At 69.3% G+C, this 16638-nt stretch carries 11 protein-coding genes and 2 pseudogenes; 6 read left to right on the plus strand and 7 right to left on the minus strand.

What is annotated here, in order from left to right:
* Positions 1-650 precede the first annotated feature (650 nt).
* The 4 genes from ACZOOI_RS24185 to ACZOOI_RS24200 all read right to left on the minus strand — a co-directional run bounded on the left by ACZOOI_RS24185 (position 651) and on the right by ACZOOI_RS24200 (position 6277).
* Positions 651-1751, minus strand: coding sequence for an ABC transporter ATP-binding protein (locus ACZOOI_RS24185; RefSeq protein WP_465277782.1), 1101 nt, complete (start codon positions 1749-1751; stop codon positions 651-653).
* 1386 nt (positions 1752-3137) lie between these two features.
* Positions 3138-3950 (minus strand): MOSC domain-containing protein, encoded by an 813-nt coding sequence (locus tag ACZOOI_RS24190; RefSeq protein ID WP_465277783.1) that lies wholly within the window; start codon positions 3948-3950, stop codon positions 3138-3140.
* 152 nt (positions 3951-4102) lie between these two features.
* Positions 4103-4636 (minus strand): DUF6643 family protein, encoded by a 534-nt coding sequence (locus tag ACZOOI_RS24195; RefSeq protein ID WP_465277784.1) that lies wholly within the window; start codon positions 4634-4636, stop codon positions 4103-4105.
* A gap of 774 nt (positions 4637-5410) precedes the next feature.
* Positions 5411-6277, minus strand: a complete 867-nt coding sequence (locus ACZOOI_RS24200) for a hypothetical protein (protein WP_465277785.1) — start codon at positions 6275-6277, stop codon at positions 5411-5413.
* Between the two features lie 7 nt (positions 6278-6284).
* Here ACZOOI_RS24200 and ACZOOI_RS24205 point away from each other — a divergent pair, with 7 nt between their 5' ends.
* From ACZOOI_RS24205 to istB, 4 genes and pseudogenes are all read left to right on the plus strand, one after another.
* Entirely contained in the window at positions 6285-6524 is a 240-nt protein-coding gene (locus tag ACZOOI_RS24205) for a hypothetical protein (protein ID WP_465277786.1), read from the plus strand.
* An 11-nt stretch (positions 6525-6535) separates the two neighbouring features.
* The gene (locus ACZOOI_RS24210) at positions 6536-7570 is read left to right on the plus strand and encodes an ADP-ribosylglycohydrolase family protein (protein WP_465277787.1); all 1035 of its coding nucleotides are present in this window, start codon (positions 6536-6538) and stop codon (positions 7568-7570) included.
* A gap of 1372 nt (positions 7571-8942) precedes the next feature.
* Positions 8943-10557, plus strand: a pseudogene (gene istA, locus ACZOOI_RS24215) (IS21 family transposase).
* A 21-nt stretch (positions 10558-10578) separates the two neighbouring features.
* Positions 10579-11364, plus strand: a pseudogene (gene istB / locus ACZOOI_RS24220) (IS21-like element helper ATPase IstB); the annotation flags it as partial.
* 23 nt (positions 11365-11387) lie between these two features.
* On the opposite strand, the gene ACZOOI_RS24225 reads toward istB, so the two are convergent.
* Both ACZOOI_RS24225 and ACZOOI_RS24230 read right to left on the minus strand, forming a co-directional pair.
* Positions 11388-11717: a hypothetical protein gene (locus tag ACZOOI_RS24225; RefSeq protein ID WP_465277788.1), complete on the minus strand. Its 330-nt coding sequence runs from the start codon at positions 11715-11717 to the stop codon at positions 11388-11390.
* A gap of 1181 nt (positions 11718-12898) precedes the next feature.
* Positions 12899-13315: a cupin domain-containing protein gene (locus tag ACZOOI_RS24230; protein WP_465277789.1), complete on the minus strand. Its 417-nt coding sequence runs from the start codon at positions 13313-13315 to the stop codon at positions 12899-12901.
* A 71-nt stretch (positions 13316-13386) separates the two neighbouring features.
* Here ACZOOI_RS24230 and ACZOOI_RS24235 point away from each other — a divergent pair, with 71 nt between their 5' ends.
* Positions 13387-13899: a MarR family winged helix-turn-helix transcriptional regulator gene (locus tag ACZOOI_RS24235; protein WP_465281277.1), complete on the plus strand. Its 513-nt coding sequence runs from the start codon at positions 13387-13389 to the stop codon at positions 13897-13899.
* Between the two features lie 393 nt (positions 13900-14292).
* A complete protein-coding gene (locus ACZOOI_RS24240) occupies positions 14293-15003 on the plus strand; it encodes a hypothetical protein (RefSeq protein ID WP_465277790.1) in 711 nt (236 codons plus the stop codon).
* A gap of 529 nt (positions 15004-15532) precedes the next feature.
* On the opposite strand, the gene ACZOOI_RS24245 is transcribed toward ACZOOI_RS24240, so the two are convergent.
* Positions 15533-16561, minus strand: a complete 1029-nt coding sequence (locus ACZOOI_RS24245; RefSeq protein ID WP_465277791.1) for a transporter substrate-binding domain-containing protein — start codon at positions 16559-16561, stop codon at positions 15533-15535.
* Between the last annotated feature and the right edge of the window lie 77 nt (positions 16562-16638).

The raw sequence follows: 16638 nt of genomic DNA on the forward strand, positions 1-16638 counted from the left end.
CTACGGGGCCGCGCTCCAGGTGCCCTGATCGGGCCGGTTGCGCGGTCACGCGGTTGCGTGGGTGCCCGCCGGCTGTCGAGATGGTGCGCGGTTCGGCGTTGTGCAGGTGCGCCGTTCGCCCGCGAGGCTCGAATCCGTGCTCTCGCGGGCAGGGGCCGCCTGGGCGCTACTTACGGCCGAAAGCGAGAGCACTGCTCTCGGAATTTGGGTCGGATTTTGATTGCCTGGGGGAGGCACGAGAGCAGTGCTCTCGTCGTCCGGGAGCGCCGCGTTGTGGCGTTGCCTGGTGGTTGGTTATTTGGACGTTTGGTTGTGGTGTCGTGAAGTGAGGGAGAGTAGTGCTCTCGTTGGGGTGGGACGGCCTGGGCGGTTTCGGAGCAGGCCAGGAAGGCCGGGCGGTCCCGGCGGCCCGGGTGAGCCGGGCTGAGGCAGTCCGGTTTGAGATTGGGTCGGGGTCGAGTTCGGAATCGGGTTGGGTCGGTACCGCGCCAGGGCCGAAGTTCGCGCGAGAGCACTGCTCTCGGTTTGGCACGCTGCCGGGGCTGCGGTGTGGGCGTCGGAGCCGCGAGGTTGCCTCGGCGGGTGGGTGAGGACGTGGGTGCTCGGGCGCTGGTGGGGGGCGCAGGGGCCGGGCTGGGAGCGTCGGGTCGTCAGTCGGCCAGGCGTTCGCCGGTGGACGTCGAGAACTTGTGGATCTCGTCGGGGCGTGGGGTGAGGTACAGGGTGTCGCCCTTGCGTGGGACACGGTCACCGGGGACGCGGACGACCAGGGTGATCGGGGTATCCCCGACCTGGGTGGCGGTGCCGTATACGTAGGCGTCGGAGCCGAGTTCCTCGACCACGTCCACCGTGATGGCGAGTCCGCGCGCCTCCGTACCGGACGCAACCTCCAGATGCTCGGGGCGGACGCCCACGGTGATTCGGTCCGCGTTCTGCGCCCGGGCGGTCGCGTGCGCCTCGCGGGTGAGTGGGACCAGGACGTCGCCGAAGCGGATGCCGTCCTCGGTCAGGTCCGTGTCGATCAGGTTCATCGAGGGCGAGCCGATGAAGCCGGCGACGAATACGTTGATGGGCCGCTCGTACATCTGGCGCGGAGTGGCGACCTGCTGGAGGATGCCGTCCTTGAGTACGGCGACGCGATCGCCCATGGTCATCGCCTCGACCTGATCGTGCGTCACGTAGACGGTCGTCGTCCCCAACCGCCTTTGCAGTCCGGCGATTTGGATGCGGGTCTGAACCCGGAGCTTGGCGTCGAGGTTGGACAGCGGCTCGTCCATCAGGAATACGCGGGGTTCGCGGACGATCGCACGACCCATCGCGACGCGCTGGCGCTGGCCGCCGGAGAGGGCCTTCGGTTTGCGATCGAGGTATTCGGTCAGGTCGAGGATCTTCGCTGCCTCGATGACTCGACGGGTGATCTCGTCCTTCGATTGGTGTGCGATCTTGAGCGCGAAGGCCATGTTCTCGGCCACCGTCATGTGCGGATAGAGCGCGTAGTTCTGGAACACCATCGCGATGTCGCGTTCTTTGGGTTCGAGGTTCGTGACGTCGCGGTCACCGATGCGGATCGCGCCGGAATTCACGTCCTCCAAGCCCGCGAGCATGCGCAGAGCAGTGCTCTTGCCGGAGCCGGACGGGCCGACCAGGACGAGGAATTCCCCGTCCCCGATTTCGAGCGAGAGCTCGTCGACGGCGGGCTTGTCGCCCTTGGTGTATCGGCGGGTGGCCCGGTCGAAGGTGACGGTAGCCATGGTGTCGTTGCCCCTCACCCGGCAGGAACGTGCCGGACGGTCCGAGGTAGTGGGGGCATCAGCGTGCCGGGCGCCGAGCGGTACCGGATCGGGGCGCGCGGGACGTATCACCCACGTGAGTGACGCCCCCTGCGCCAAGCGGCCCACGCGGCACGCTCTTGTGGCGTACGGGCACGAGACCAGGCGACCGTACGCTGACGCTGACGCTGACGCCGACGCTGGACTCGGGTTCGGGTCGGACCTGGACCCGGACCCGACTGCGGGCTGCGCACGCGGACTCACGGGCCCGCGATTGTCCGGTGCGCCCCCGTTGGCAGGTCAATGTCGGTACGTCGGCCGGGTGTCCGTGTACTCAAAGCCCATGCCGGTCGGGCGGCCAATGCCTGGCCCGATGCCACTTCGTCAGGTCGGGTACTCGAATTCGACTTGCCGCTTGTTTGGCGGTCTCCCGGTTCGTTCGACTGCCGCTCGTTCGGCCGTCGGCCGGTTCGTTGGCTGGCTGCTGTCTACTGATGGCTGCGATCCGCCGCTCGGTGAGGTGCCCACTCGATCTGGTGCGACGCGATTGCCTCCCGTTTCTCGGCCCGCGCCTTCGTTGTCCGCCGGTTGCGTGCCGGCCGCCTTCTCGTGGGCGCGGAGCGCGCCTGGCATCCGTATTTCCCGCCGGCCCAGGCACCGGTGCGCCCGTCGCCCACCGGCCCGCGTCCGGGATGCCCAAGGTCTGCTCACCCACCGCAGGTCCATCTGTCCGACGACAGAGCCGCACGCGGGTTTCGTCGCGATGCAGGCCCGGTATGTGCCGCGCGGACGAGCGCCGGGTGCAGGTACGGCGGTTCGGGATCGGGCGCGACGTCTGGGTGTGGGTGAGCGGCGGCGCACGGGATAGGGCCGCCGCAGTTCACCGCGCTGAGCGTAGGGCGTCCCGCGGTGTGGCGGGCCCGGCCCGACCTTGTCGAAGGGCCCGTCCCGACCTCGGCGAATGGCCCCGTGGCGTGGGCGGCTTCGGGTGCGGGCGCAGCTGCCGGCGGTACGGCCTTCCGGTTGGCATTCCTGACTGGGCCGCCCCGCAGATGGGCGCGACGCCGCCGTTCGGCCCGTCGTACGGTTGCGGCGGCCCGAGAGCGTCGAACGGCCCGCCCCTGCCGGTGGCTTCGTGACGCGACGGAGCGGCCCTGGCCCAACGTGCGGTTGTGCCGCGTTTCGTCGGGTGGATGGCGCGATGTCACCGATGCCTTCGTGCGTCCGCTGATCGGACGGCGGCGGAACTCGGCCTGTTGCATATCGCCACGGCGGAACCGGCCCGGGAATCGGCTGGGTTGGTGGCGTCGGTCGATCGGTGGGGTCGGGCCGATCGGGCGCGGTTGCCGATCGGGTGCCGTCGGCCGATCAGGCGGTTTCGAGGACCTCGAAGGGGTCGCCTACCCGGAGGATGCCCGTGCCGGTCGGGGGGAGTTCGGGGATCAGGTTTTGGCCGAAGATCAGCTTCTTGCCGAACCGGCGGTGCTTTCCGAGGGCTCGAAGCGGCTCGGGGCCTCGTTCGCCGGTGCGTTGGTCGGTCGTGGTGATCACGCAGCGCGAACACGGCTTGACGACGCGGAAGATGACGTCGCCGATACGGACTCGGCGCCAGCGGTCCTCGGCCCAGCCCTCGGGCTCGTCGATGACGACGTTGGGGCGGAACCGGTTCATCGGCAGCGGAGAATCCATTACGGCGTTCAACGCTTCGAGTGAACCCGTCGTCGTCAGCAACAGCGGGAATCCGTCCGCGAAACTCACCCGATCGGACGCATCCGCGTACCGCTGATCGGGCGTTCGTCGGGTCGGGTCGTCGAGATGTACCAGTCGGACGTCGAAGCCCAGCATCTTCCCGAACCAGGTGTGCGCGTCGTCCGGGCCCAGGGCGGCCTCGAATTCGTCGTTCCAGACGGTCACCGGGACGAGCCGGAGCTCGGCAGTCGGTTCGATCCGCAGGTCGTCCATCGAGGGCGTGGACACGGCCAGTCGGCCGTCCGCCTCTTGACGTACCGTCACGGTCGCCAGCAGCGGCTGCTTGCGCTGGCTGAGGAACCGTCCGGCCTCGTCCACGAGCATCCAACGCCGGTCGCCGGCAAGGCCCCACGGTTCGACCACGGCCTCGGAGAGGTCGATACCGCGTGCGGACTTGATCGGATACACGTGCAAGGAGGCGAGGTGGTGCATGTCTTCACTGTTTCACGCCGGCCAGGGGAAGCCGACGGGGGATCGGTACGACGCCTCCCCGCCGGGGACGGTGCCGCACGGTGTGCGGGTGGTACGGCTCGCGATGGGACCCGTGCGCGTGGCGTGATGCGTGGCGTACGGGCGGAGCGAGGTCAGTAGCGAGGCGGGAACTGGCCCGGCTCGCCCATGTTCGGCACACGCGGTGTCGGTACCTGGGGCGGCTGTACGTACTGCGCGGCGTACTGCCCGGCGCCGGGCTGCGACACCTGGTGCACGGCCTGCTGGGGTGCCTGCGGCGCGGCCGGGGCCATCGACGCATACCCGGACATGTGCGCGTTGTTGTACTGGCCGCCCTGCTGCGGGGAGCCACCGCCGTACTGCGCCGGAACCGGCAGCGGGGCGGGCAACGACTGCATCGGGGCAGGCGCGTTGTAGCCGTAGCCCGGGGCGGCCGAGCCGTAGCTGGACCCGTACGCCGGGGCGGGCGACGAGTACGAGGACGGCAGGGCGGGAAGGGCCGGGAGCGCCGGTCGTTCGCCGAAGAGCGGGTGCATGGCGAAGTCCGGCACAGGGAGGTTGAAGGGGCCGATCTCCGGGCGACCCCGTTCAGCCACGAGCCGGTCGTAGATCGGGGTCTCCGAATACGGCGAGTAGATGCCGCCGTCATAGGCGCGAGCCGAGGTCATGGCCGATAAGGTACGCGATTCGCGGCGCCAGCGAACCCCCTGGGTCGTGACGAATTTCAGCGGGTTGTGTCTGAACTTCGTCAAGGCTTGCCAATAGCCCGGACCGGGGCGGTTCCGTAGCCTGCGCAGGGCATGTGATAGGGCGTCACATTTCGGTCGAATCGACTGTCTCGGGCGTCTGGCCTTTCTCGAACCGGCCGGAGCATGATGCGGTACGAGCGGGCTTCGTCACCCGGAGTCTTCGTCACCTGGAGCCGCGATCGGGTTCCGGGTGTCGAACCCGCCAACGTCCCGGGCAGCGTCGCCCGCCGGCCGGTGCCGGCCTGCCCACCCGGTCGGGAGGACTACGTGCGGCACGATTCGCAGAAGGCGCAGGACGGGCACATCACCGGACAGGCGCAGGTGGAGGGGCAGTTGCAGGCGCGGATACGGACGCAGGCGTCGGCGTCGCAGGTGCCGGTGCAGGTGCCGGTGCAGGTCGAGTTGCCGGGGCGTGATCGGGGCCGGGAGCAGGATCGTATTCGGCGGGGGAGGCGGGGCGGGTCGGCGACGCGGGCTGCGGAGGGCGGCGCGGCGGCGTGGGTGGTCGGGGGCGACGGGGATGACGGGGACGACGGGAGCGCGGTTGGCGGGCCGGCTGGGTCGGATGGCGTGGCTCGGCCGGGCGGGTGGCCGGTCGGGTCGGGTGGCCCGGTCGGGTCGGCTGGTCCGGATGCGGGCCGCGGGGCGGATGCCGGGTACGGGTCGGGCGCAGGTGGCGGGGCGGATGTCGGTTCAGGGGCGGAGTCGGTCGGCGAAGGAGCGGTGACGCACGTGGTGGAGGCGGCTCGGGACGGTCGGGAATCGGACAACTCGGGTTCGGGGCGCCGAAGGCGAGTCGACCGTGGGCGGGGCGGTGGCGAGGGCGACGAGGGTGGGCGCGGCGACTCGGATCATCCGAGGAAAGGTGATCCGACGAGCGATGATCTCAGGGAGGGCGATCTCGCCGGCCGCGATCGGGCGGGCGACGACCGGTCCGGTGGGGGCCCGGGGTGCGACTCGGGGCGCGGTGATCGTCCGAGTGGGGAACGTCGAGCGCAAATCCCGCTGAGGCACGATGATTTGGCCGGCGATCGGGTGCCGGCTTCGGGTGATGCCGATCGAGGTGATCGGCAGCGCGATCGTCGGGCGCAGGATGATGCGGGCGTTGCGGGCATCGGCGTGGGCGAGGGCATCGGCCCGGCAACGGTCGATGGACGCCGAAGTGGTCTGGGGTCGCCCGATCGTCCGACGGAAGATGATTCGGTCGGTGGCGGTGGCGGCCGCGAGTTCGTGGCGGATGGCGGCCGAACGGGCGGGGACGGCGGCCGGAATGACCAGGTCCAAGGTCAGCGGGCGGAGGATGGCCGAGGCCGAGACGGTCGGGGCCGAGAGGGGCTGGAGCGAGACGGGCTGGAGCGAGACCTTCTGGGCAAGGCGTACCTGGAGCGAGGCCGTCTGGGTCGAGATCGCCTTGATGAACGGCTTCCTGATGAACGGCGTCATGATGAAGCGCGCCTTGACGAACGACGCCCTGACGAAGGGCGCCTTGTTGAAGATCGGCTTGGGCAAGGCCGTTGGGGGCGAGACGAGTTGAGCCGGGATCGTCAGGGGCGAGAGCACGCGGAGCGTGACGACCTTGGCCGCGGGCGCGCTGGGCGGGCCGGGCGAACTGGGCGAACTGGGCGCCCTGGGCGCCCTGGGCGAGACGATCCGGGACGAGACGGCTTGTCGGCGGACGGTCCGACCGGGGATCGTCGCCCGACTCAGGGTCGTTCGGCCCGCGATGCGTTGGGGCGCGATGCGTTGGCTCGCAATGCGTTGGCTCGCGATGTTCCCGCTCGGGATGTTCCGGCTCGGGATGGCATGAGTCGGGACTGCGTGAGTCGGGGCGGCTCGGGAAGCGGCGATCGTGGTGACGCCGTCGATCGGCTTGTGGATGACGGACTTCCGCCGGCCGGTGCGATCGACCCGCCGCCGCCCGTGGCGGCGTTGCTGGATCGCATTCACGGGGGCTGGATAGGTCGTTGCCTGGGCGCCTATGAGGCGGCCCGCATTCCGGATGGGTCGGGAGTGCCGGATGCCGCCCGGGTGGAGGACCGCAGCGATGCGGTGGATCGCTCGGTGCTGAGCTTGCGGGTGTTGGAGCTGTACGGACCGGGCTTCAGCAGTGCGCAGGTGGGGGCCTTGTGGCTGCTGACCCTGCCGTTCCTGCGGCAGCGCGCGGCAGAACAGGCTGCGTACCAGGCCCTGTTGCGTGGCGCGCTGCCGCCGGCGACGGCATCCCACGCAACCGCGCACGGCGGGACCGACGAGGCGATGGCGCGTGCGGATTTGTACGGCTACGTGGCACCGGGTGATCCCAGGCGCGCGGCTCGGTTGGCACGCAAGGACGCGGTTGTATCGCATGTGGGGGAGGGGCTGCACGCGGCGATGTGGAGCGCTGCGCTTGCGGCGGCGGCGTTCACGGCGCGGGATGCGGCGCAGGCGGTCGGGGTCTCGTTACGGCATGTGCCCGTCGACTCACGGTTGTCGCGGGCGATTCAGGGAGTCTTGGTCGCCCATACCCGTGGTCGGACCTGGGAGCAGGCGGCTGCCGAGGTGCATCAGCGGTACGGGACCGGCTCCCGGCGGGACGCGCTGGGCAATGCCTGCCTGGTCGCGGCGGGGCTGTTGTGGGGCGACGGCAACCCGTGTCGGCAGATCGGCCTGGCCGTGCGCGGAGGGTGGGACATCCACACGACGGCGCCGGTGACGGGCTCGATCGCCGGCATCCTGCACGGCGCGGAGGCGGGTTGGCCGTCGATGGCGGCGACCCGGGTCAGGACCGGGCTACCGGGTCAAGACTGGTGCGCGCTGGCAGAGTTGGCGCGAGGTACGCTCGCGGTGACCCGGGTGGAATCGCCGCTGCGGTGAGGGCGGGGCGGGGCGAGGTGGGTCGGTGGGCCGACCCGCGGGGGCGCCTCGACGCCTTTCGTCGAACGCGGGTGGGTCAGCGTGGGTTCCGTCGCGGGTTCTGCTGCGGTCGTGGCTGCTGCGGGAGGTGGGGGCGCGCGTTTCAGCCGCTTGTTTCCCGTTCCGGGCCGTGTACGCCGTGGATGGAGGGGGCCGGCCCGGAGGACTTCGTCGCCGGGGCCGGCGGGCGTGGGAGGCCGGGTGGGCGGCCATCGGAAACGAGGGGGCGTAGCCCGCGGTGGCCCGCACGGCAGCGGCGGCGATCCTGATGCCGACTCCGGTCATCGACGTCGGGACCTGCGGAGGAGGGTGGGCGTCCGACGGCTGGCCGATCCGTGTCTCGACGGCGCGTCGTTGTTCGTGGACGGTTGCGAGCGAGCGGACGGACGAGGGCACGGCCGTGTCGAGGTGGTTGCGCCCGGGACGACGACGCTGCCTTCGTCGGGGCGTCGGGGATGCCGTTCGCGAGGCATTCGGCCATGCGTGGGGCCTTCGGGTGTATCTGGCCCACGGGTCTGCGATGTCCGGCCCTGCGCGGGCCGGGTCATGCGTTCGACAGGGGACGAAAGTCATGCCGAGCCCGGAGGCCAGGAGCCCCATTGCAGGCCATGAAAAGGTTAGTGGCAGCGGGGCGGGGCTGAGGGGCCCTACGTTTTCCGAACGGCTTGGTATCCGTTTTCTATGTCGCGCGTCTCAATTCCCGCTCTTGGCACAGGAATTCATGGGACGCGCGGTGACCGATTCCCGAGTTGAGGCGTCGGCGGTTGTAGAAGCCCTCGATGTATCGGACGACTTTGCCGCGTGCTTTTGTGTGTGTGGTGAAGACGTAGTGGTGGAGTCATCGTTCTTGACGGTTCCGAAGAACGACTCTGCCATGGCGTTGTTTCCACAGACGCGGGTATGGCCGACGGATTGCCTCATTCCGTGCCCGGCGAGCGCCCTCGCGAACTCTTCGGACGTTTAGTCGCTGCCTCGATCGGAATTGGGAGGTCTTGAAGTGGTCGGCCATGGTCGCCCAACCGACAACGGACTGCTGTCGCAGTCGACGGCCGTGGGCCAGGTAGAGGAATCCTTTGCACCTGGGGATTTAGGTGACGTCGCCGACGAGTTTGGCACCGATCCGGTCGGCGTCGACGTTGCGTGCGACCATGTCGGGATCCGCGGATGGCATCCGTCAGCGAGCGTGGTGGCTTTATACGTGAGTTGTGACAGCGCCTGTTGCTCGGCGGCGACAGTGCCGTGTGCCACGGAAGGGTGATGTCGCTGAGTTTTGACAGCACTTGAGTGCTTGCCTCGGGACCATGGTTGTGCTCTGCACGACGAGGGGGCCCGGGTGCTGCCGAAGTTCAAGGTCGATCTGTACGCGGCGATCCGCCGCGATTCTCGCGCGGGCCTGTCCAGCCGCGCGCTGGAGCGCAAGTACGGCGTCGGGTTCCGCACCGTGCAGAAGGCGTTATCGTCGGCGTGGCCCGAGCCTCGGAAGAAACTGCCGCCCAGGGTGACCCGGCTGGACCCGTTCAAGCCGTTGATCGACCGGATACTGCGGGCGGACCTGGATGCGCCGCGCAAGCAGCGCCACACGGTGAAGCGGATCTTCGACCGGTTGGTGGACGAGCACGGCGCCGACGAGATCTCGTACCATTTGGTCCGCGCCTACGTGGCCGACCGCCGTGGGGAGAGCCTGCTCCAAGCGGGCCGCGGAGTGGCGGACGCGTTCATCCCGCAGACCCACAAGCCCGGCGCGGAGGCGGAGGTCGACTTCGGGGACGTGATGGTGCACCTGGCCGGCGAATCGATGACCTGTTACCTGTTCGCGTTCCGGCTGTCCTACTCGGGCAAGTCGGTGCACCGCATCTTCGCCTCAGCCGGATAGGAGGCGTTCTTCGAGGGACACGTCCACGCTCTCAACGTGCTGGGCGGAGTGCCGACCGGGAAGGTCCGCTACGACAACCTCAGGGCCGCGGTCGCCCAGGTCTTGGGTTTCTCCCGGCAGCGGGCGGAGGCCGGGCGGTGGACCGCGTTCCGCTCACACCACGGCCTGGAAGCTCTCTACTGTCGGCCGGGCATCGGCGGCGCCCACGAGAAGGGCGGCGTCGAGGGGCAGATCGGCTGGTCCCGCCGCAACCATCTCGTTCCCGTCCCGGAGGTCGCGACGCTGGCGGAGCTGAACGCGATGATCGAGCGGTGGGACGAACTGGACGACGCCCGCCGGATCCGCTCCCGGCCTCGCACCATCGGCGAGTACTTCGCCGCCGAGCAATTGCTGCTGGCGCCGCTGCCGGACGAGCAGTTCGAGACGGGTCGGTTGTTCACGCCGCGGGTCGACCGTTACAGCCTGATCAGCGTCCGCACGAACCGTTACTCGGTACCGGTGCGGCTGATCGGCCGCACCGTCCGCGTCATGCTCCACGCCTCCGAGGTGGTCGTTCACGACGGACGAGAGGAGGTCGCACGTCACGAGCGGCTGATTGCCAAGGGCGGCACCCGCCTCGACTTGGACCACTACCTGGAGGCGTTGGTGCGCAAACCCGGTGCCCTGCCCGGGGCGACCGCGCTCGAACAGGCTCCGCAGGCAGGTTCACCCCGGTCCACGACGCCTGGTGGGCAGCCGCCCGCAAAGGGGTGAACGCGACGGCACCCGGGCCCTGATCGAGGTCCTGCTGCTGAGCCGCCACCTGCCCCACGAGCACCTGGTCGCGGGCCTTGCGGTCGCCCTGAAGGCCGGAGCCCTGACCGCCGACGCCGTCGCGCTGGAGGCCCGCAAGGCAGCCGAGGCCGACACGGCGGACCCGACCGAGCCGGAACCACCCGCGGCCGGCCGCGCGACGGTGACGTCTCTGACCGCGCGGCGCTTGGCCCACCTGCCGCCCGACACCCGGCCGCTGCCCTCGGTGGCCGACTACGACCAGCTGCTGCGACACCGCCGGCCGGACCGCCCCACCACCTGAAGGAGAGCGCCGTGACCTTCCCCCGCCAAACGAGGACTCACCGAGCAGGCCGCCAATGCGGCCGTCGACCAGGCCTGCCGGATGCTACGGCTGCCCACCATCCGCGCCCAGTTCCCCGAACTCGCCGAGACCGCCTCCCGCGAGCAGATGTCCTACCTCGGTTTCCTCACCGAACTGCTGATGTCCGAGGGCGACGACCGGGCCCGGCGCCGTTCCGAGCGCCGCATCAGGGCCGCCGGCTTCCCCCGCGACAAGTCGTTGCGCAAGTTCGACTTCGACGCGAACCCCAACGTCGACCCCGCGATGATCCACACCCTCGCCACCTGCGAGTGGATCAAGAAGAGCCTTCCGCTCTGCCTGATCGGCGACTCCGGGACCGGCAAGTCCGACCTGCTGATCGCGCTGGGCACCGAGGCCGCGATGGCCGGCTTCCGGGTCAAGTACGTACTCGCCACCAAGCTCGTCAACGAACTCGTTGAAGCCGCCGACGAGAAGCAGCTCGCCAAGACCATCGCCCGCTACGGCCGCGTTGACCTTCTCGCGACCGACGAACTCGGATACAGGGAACTCGACCGCCGCGGCGCCGAGTTGCTGTTCCAGGTTTTGACCGAGCGGGAGGAGAAGAACAGCGTCGCCATCGCCTCGAACGAATCGCTCGGAGCCTGGACCAAGACCTTTACCGACCCCCGGCTCTGCGCGGCCATCGTCGACCGCCTCACCTTCGGCGGCAACATCGTCGAGACCGGTACCGACTCCTACCGCCTCGCCACCACCCGTGCCCGCGCCGAACAGCAAGCCGCCGGCTGATCCACTGCCCGCACCACCGGACGCTACCGGGCGTTGGCGTTCCCGATTCCGACCGCCAACGCGGCCATCTTCCGCAAGCGCTCGTAGTACTCGATTGCGCCGGCCTCATCATCGATCGACGGCAGGACCTTCTCAACGGCCGCGAGGCACACGAGCAAGATTCTCTGGCGCTGCTCATCAAGGGGGCCCGAAAGCGACGAGGAGACACAGCCGGCGATGTCCGCGTCCAGCAACACCATGTCGAACAATCTGTCTTCGTGCTCAAACTCCCGACCGCGAACATGGGGTGGGAACGGCGCGCGCAGGTGCTCTTCCCACAGCCGTGAGAGCAGGTCCAGTTCCGGTTCGCTCATGCTCGAGATCATGCCTCACCGGCCTGGCTCTGCGGGAGAGAGCTACCGCAGACACGTCGGTGCCCACTGGACCTGTTTCCTCGGCCATAGCGTGGAAGCCTGCCTGCCGACACGCCGGTGCTGCCAGATCTCGACAACATTTTCCGGCCGCCTGATCATCGTCCGCTCTCGGAACCCGACGACAAGTGCTGTCAAGTCTCACCTACGCAGCCAGTTCCAAATCGGTCCGAATGACGATAGACGTCAGCCAGTAGAAGTGGCCGCGCAGCTGTTCAAGACTCACGGCTTAGCACTATCCCGAGCGGTTCCCACAGGGGCCGCATACAGAAGCGGGCCAACATTCCCGTACTCCTCGGGGGTCAGCTTTCACGGAGCATTGACACACGCGGGTCGCTGTCCGGCAGAAATAGAGCGCCGGAGGCTGAATGGGGCTGCGAGTGGCGTGACATCGGTGGGCTGATTCAGATGAGTTGGTACTGCCGGCTCACCTCGGCAAGCTTTAGCCAACGCCTTCGCTCCGTTCCCCTTGCGAGTCGTGGCCCGGGGAGCATGGTCCTGCCGCCTGCCGCCTGCCGCCTGCCGCCTGCCGCCTGCCGCCTGCCGCCTGCCGCCTGCCGCCTGCCGCCTGCCGCCTGCCGCCTGCCGCCTGCCGCCTGCCGCCTGCCGCCTGCCGCCCTGCCCGCCGCGTATTGGCTACGTCCCGACCCGAACTTGGCATCCGTCCGCCCGCATCCAGCTCGCCCAACCGGCCCGCCCGGCCCGCCCGGCCCGCCCGGCCCGCCCGGCTTACCCAACCGGCCCACGACGCTCCCCGGCCAGGTCGCCCGGCCCGCCCCTCGGGTCTGGCCGGCCCGCCTGGCCAACCCGCCCGCCTGGCCCGTTCCTCGGCTGCATCTGTGCCTTTCCTCGGCGCATGTCTGTTTCCGCTGGGCTGAGTTGGGTCGAGCGTGGATTGGCTTGCCGTGGTGGGCGGTTCAGGTGAGTGGGTGGGCGCTTTGGGGAGGCGGAGCGGGCCTGGTTGAGCCCGAAGGTAGCTGTGCTTTTGGTGGGTGCTTGGCGGTTGTTGCCGTCCGACCGGTGGGTGGCGAGGGGGCGGGTTCCTGTGACTGTTGTTGCTTGGGTGGCTGGTGGGTTGGGGTGGGTGGTGGGTTTGTGGGAGGGGGGCGTGGGTGGAGGGTGGGTCAGATCATCCAGGGCGGGAGGATGCGTTCGGCTTCCTTGGGGGCCATGTCGCAGGTGCCGGGCGGGGTTATGGCGTTGGGGTTGTATGCGCGGGCTCCGGCGGGGGCGGTGACGATGGCGGTGAAGCCTGTTTCGGTGTGCGCGTGGACTTGGCGGGGGAGGTCGGCGGGGAAGATGACGGTGTCGCCGGTGGTTGCGGTGAGCTTTTCGCCGTCGAGGTCGGCGGTGAGGCTGCCGGTGAGGATGGTCCAGATTTGTTCGGCTTCGAAGGCGTGGTACGGGGTGGAGTGTGCCGGGGTCATGTCCACTCGCCACAGGGCTGCGCTGGTGCCGCCCTGGGTGGGGGATGCGTAGGTGGTCATGACGCCGTTGGGGGTCGTGGTGATGCGGGTGTCGGCGCTGCGGATGACAGGCATGCGGTGATCTCCTAGACTTGCGAAAGATTCGACAACGTCATTGTCTAAATAGTGAACCAGGTTGTCTATCCATGTCAAGAAATTCGTCTGCAGCCGGACCGAACGGCGGCGGGCCCGGCCAGGACCCGCCGGGCTTCGAGCTGCCGTTGCGGCTGCTGATGGCCTTTCGGGTACTCATCGACGAGGTTCACGCGGAGCTCGCCCGGCAAGGCCATCCCCACATGCGCCCCATGCACGGCTTCGTGTTTCAGGCCATTGGTCCGTACGGCACCACCGCGGTGGAACTCGGTCGCCTGTTGGGTGTCTCGAAGCAGGCGGCGGGCAAGACGATCGACGGCTTGGAGCGGCTGGGCTACGTCGAACGTGGTGCGGATCCGAACGACGCGCGGCGCAAGGTGGTTCGGCTTACCGCGCGCGGGGTGGATTCGCTGGTGAGATCGGCTGCGATCTTCGAGGACTTGCGGGCCAAGTGGGCGGAGACGTTGGGCGTGGAACGGCTGCGTGCGCTGGAGGAGGACCTTCGGACGATGACGCCGGGGGATTCGTTCCACTTCGATATGCCGGCTTGGTTCGGCGGCGGGTGATCGAGGGTCGGGTAGCGCTCGGGCGGCGGTGGGCAGTTGCTGGACTGAGCCGACCGAGCCGACCGAGCCGACCGAGGCGACCGAGGCGAGCTGAGCCGAGCCGGGCCGGGCCGCGTCTGCGGATCGCGTGGGGCTGCGCCGGGGGGTGCCTTGGCGAACTCAGGTGGTGTTAGGCCGCGTTGGGCCGGGCCGGGCCGGGTCGAGTTCGGGTTGCGTCGGGCCGGCGGTTGCGGTGCGGTGGCGGGCGTTGGGGCGTGATGGGCGGCGCCGTGGGCCGGGCGTTGGGCTGGGGGTGGACAGCCGTCAGGGACGACCGTCGCTTCGGGTTGGTGGGTCGGTCGGTAGGGCTCGGCTGGGTGGTGGGTTCGGGACGGGGACGGGTGGGCGTCGGGTATGCGGTTGAGGTTGCGTCGGTTTCGGCCGCGGGTCGGGGTCGTGGAGTATCGCGTGGTGCAACCGTGGTTGCAGTTGCGGCATACCGCGATGTCGGACCCGCTGGGGGAGTACGGCGTCGTGATCGGGGATCACGACGGGCTTTCCAAGCTGGCCGCGTTGTTCTCGTTTGCGGCGTACTCGCGGCATACCGTCGTGCATGTTCCGCTTCGGGATGGTGTGCCCCTGGTCGAAGAGGGGTTCGTCGATTCCTGCGGTGGCCGGGTCGACTTGGTGCTGATGCATCACTCGCTCGGGCTGCGGCCGACCGCCTGGCCGCGGATCAGGCGGCAGTTGACCGCCGGTACACCGCTCACCGTGGAGACTCACGAGGCCCGTACCGAGCGAGATGCCGCCGCTTGGCTCAGACAGAGCGGACACCACGATTCGCGGGAATGGTTGCGGCCTGTGACGTATGCGCGAACCGCGTTCCTGATCGGCAGTCGGGACGTCTTTGCGGCCGCGTCGGTCGAGTTCGCGGATGCCGCCGGTCGCGGGCTGCGCGAATACGACGTGTCCAAGGGGTACTTGCGGCTGGTCGGCACGCTGACCTATGAGTTGCCTCCCGACGACTCGTTGCGGCGGCCCGAGTTGGACATCACGTTCCAGGCTCGCCGGCCGTATCACCGCTTCAAGCGGCCCGGGCAGAAGCGGTTGCAGGCGGGCTGCTGACGGTCGTTCCATCCTGTTCCATCCCGGTTCCCCGTGGCTCGATTCTGTCCCGTTTCGCTTCGGCGTCGGGCCGCGGTGCGATCCGGACTGCGTCGATGCCGACTGCGTCGCTGCCGAGTCGTGGGGTGTGGGGCAGCGAGGCGTGGTCGGCCCCGGGCGAATCGGCGACTACCTATCCATGACTGATTCCGCTTCTCCGCGTATCGCGTAGGTTTTCGAGTGAGGGGAGCGGGCGTCTCGATCCGGTGGTCGAGGTGGTCGAGGTGGTCGAGGCGGTCCTGTCCTCGTTCCACCTCGGTGGCCTCCGGCGACCGGCGCTCACGGGGGTGCCGGTCGCCGCATGGGAGCGCTCACATGGTGCGGACGAGCGTGGCGAAGTCACGCCAGAGGCCGGGGTGGTCTCGGGTACGGACCTGGTGGGGGGACGGCCCGAGCCCCGCGCCGACGACCGTGCGAGCACCGTCCGGAGCCATGTGCAGCGGTTCGGTCGCCTGCGCAGCGGGTTCGGTTGCGGCGCCCGTCTTTGTGCTCAGTCCCGGTACACCGCGTCCGGGGCGGTCACCGGTCCGGGTTCCGGGATGTAGCGGGCCACATACCTCTCGTACAGTCGCAGCCACGTCCCGTCCCGGCGAATGCGCTCCAGCGAAGCATTGACGAAGCGGACCAAGTCGGGGTTGGTCTTGGCGATTTCCAGACCGTACGGTTCGCGGGTGAGTTTGGGGCCGACCAACTGCACGAAGCGATCCTGGGCCTGGAGGCCGGCCATGATGGTGTCGTCGCCCACCGAGGCGTCCGCCTGGCCCTGTTGGATGCGGACGAGGCAGTCCGCCCAGGTCTCACCGGTGACGGGGACCAGGCTCTTCGTCGCGCGCACCGCCTCCGCGGCGGTGGTGTTGCCGACCGTGCAGACGCGAGTTGCGGCGGGCAGTCCGATCAGGCCCTTGGCGTGGTCGGCGGCTGCGGCGGGGCTGTCGCGGACGACGAGTACGCGCTGTCCCGACTCGTAGTAGACCGAGCTGAAGTCGACCACCGCCCGGCGGCGGCAGTTCACCGTGACCGACTTCGCGACGATGTCCACGTCGCCGTTCGCGACGGCCTGTTCGCGGATGTTGTTGGGCAGGACGCGGAAGTGCAGCCGGCTTGGGTCCGCGCTGCCGAAGAGGTCGGTGGCGATCTCGCGGACGAGGTCGATGTCGAAGCCCTTGAGTCGATTGTGGTCGGCCACGTCGGCGTAGCTGAACGGGTAGGTGCTCTGGTCGATGCCGATGGTCAGGAAGCCCCGTCGCAGGATCTGCGCGAGCGAGCCGTCGCTCGCATAGTCGGCGGCTCGTGGTGGCCCGGACTCGGGACGCAGGCTTGCGAGCGGGTCGCTGCACGAGGCGGGTGGGTCGCTCGCCGCCCCCGGGTCGCTGCGGTTGTCCGGAGTGGTGGTGGTCGATGCGGTGCCGGTGGGTGCAGTGTCGGTGGGCGCGGCTGCGGGGCGTGGGGTGGAGGTCGTGGAGGTACAGGACGCCAGGACCAGCAGCACGGCCACCACCGACAGGACCGGCCCGACCACGGCGCGGCGCAGCGGCGGCCGGGCTGGAGCGGATCGGTTGCGGGCACGTCGACCGGGAACGAGCGTGCCGCGAGCGA

This window comes from Embleya sp. L77, assembly GCF_055557415.1.

What these genes read in the sequence shown, in the direction of transcription:
- ACZOOI_RS24225 (WP_465277788.1), bottom strand. Translation starts at nt 11,717, where the DNA reads ATGAGCGAACCGGAACTGGACCTGCTCTCACGGCTGTGGGAAGAGCAC.
- ACZOOI_RS24240 (WP_465277790.1), top strand. Translation starts at nt 14,293, where the DNA reads ATGCGGTTGAGGTTGCGTCGGTTTCGGCCGCGGGTCGGGGTCGTGGAG.
- ACZOOI_RS24185 (WP_465277782.1), bottom strand. Translation starts at nt 1,751, where the DNA reads ATGGCTACCGTCACCTTCGACCGGGCCACCCGCCGATACACCAAGGGC.
- ACZOOI_RS24230 (WP_465277789.1), bottom strand. Translation starts at nt 13,315, where the DNA reads ATGCCTGTCATCCGCAGCGCCGACACCCGCATCACCACGACCCCCAAC.
- ACZOOI_RS24235 (WP_465281277.1), top strand. Translation starts at nt 13,387, where the DNA reads ATGTCAAGAAATTCGTCTGCAGCCGGACCGAACGGCGGCGGGCCCGGC.
- ACZOOI_RS24190 (WP_465277783.1), bottom strand. Translation starts at nt 3,950, where the DNA reads ATGCACCACCTCGCCTCCTTGCACGTGTATCCGATCAAGTCCGCACGC.
- ACZOOI_RS24195 (WP_465277784.1), bottom strand. Translation starts at nt 4,636, where the DNA reads ATGACCTCGGCTCGCGCCTATGACGGCGGCATCTACTCGCCGTATTCG.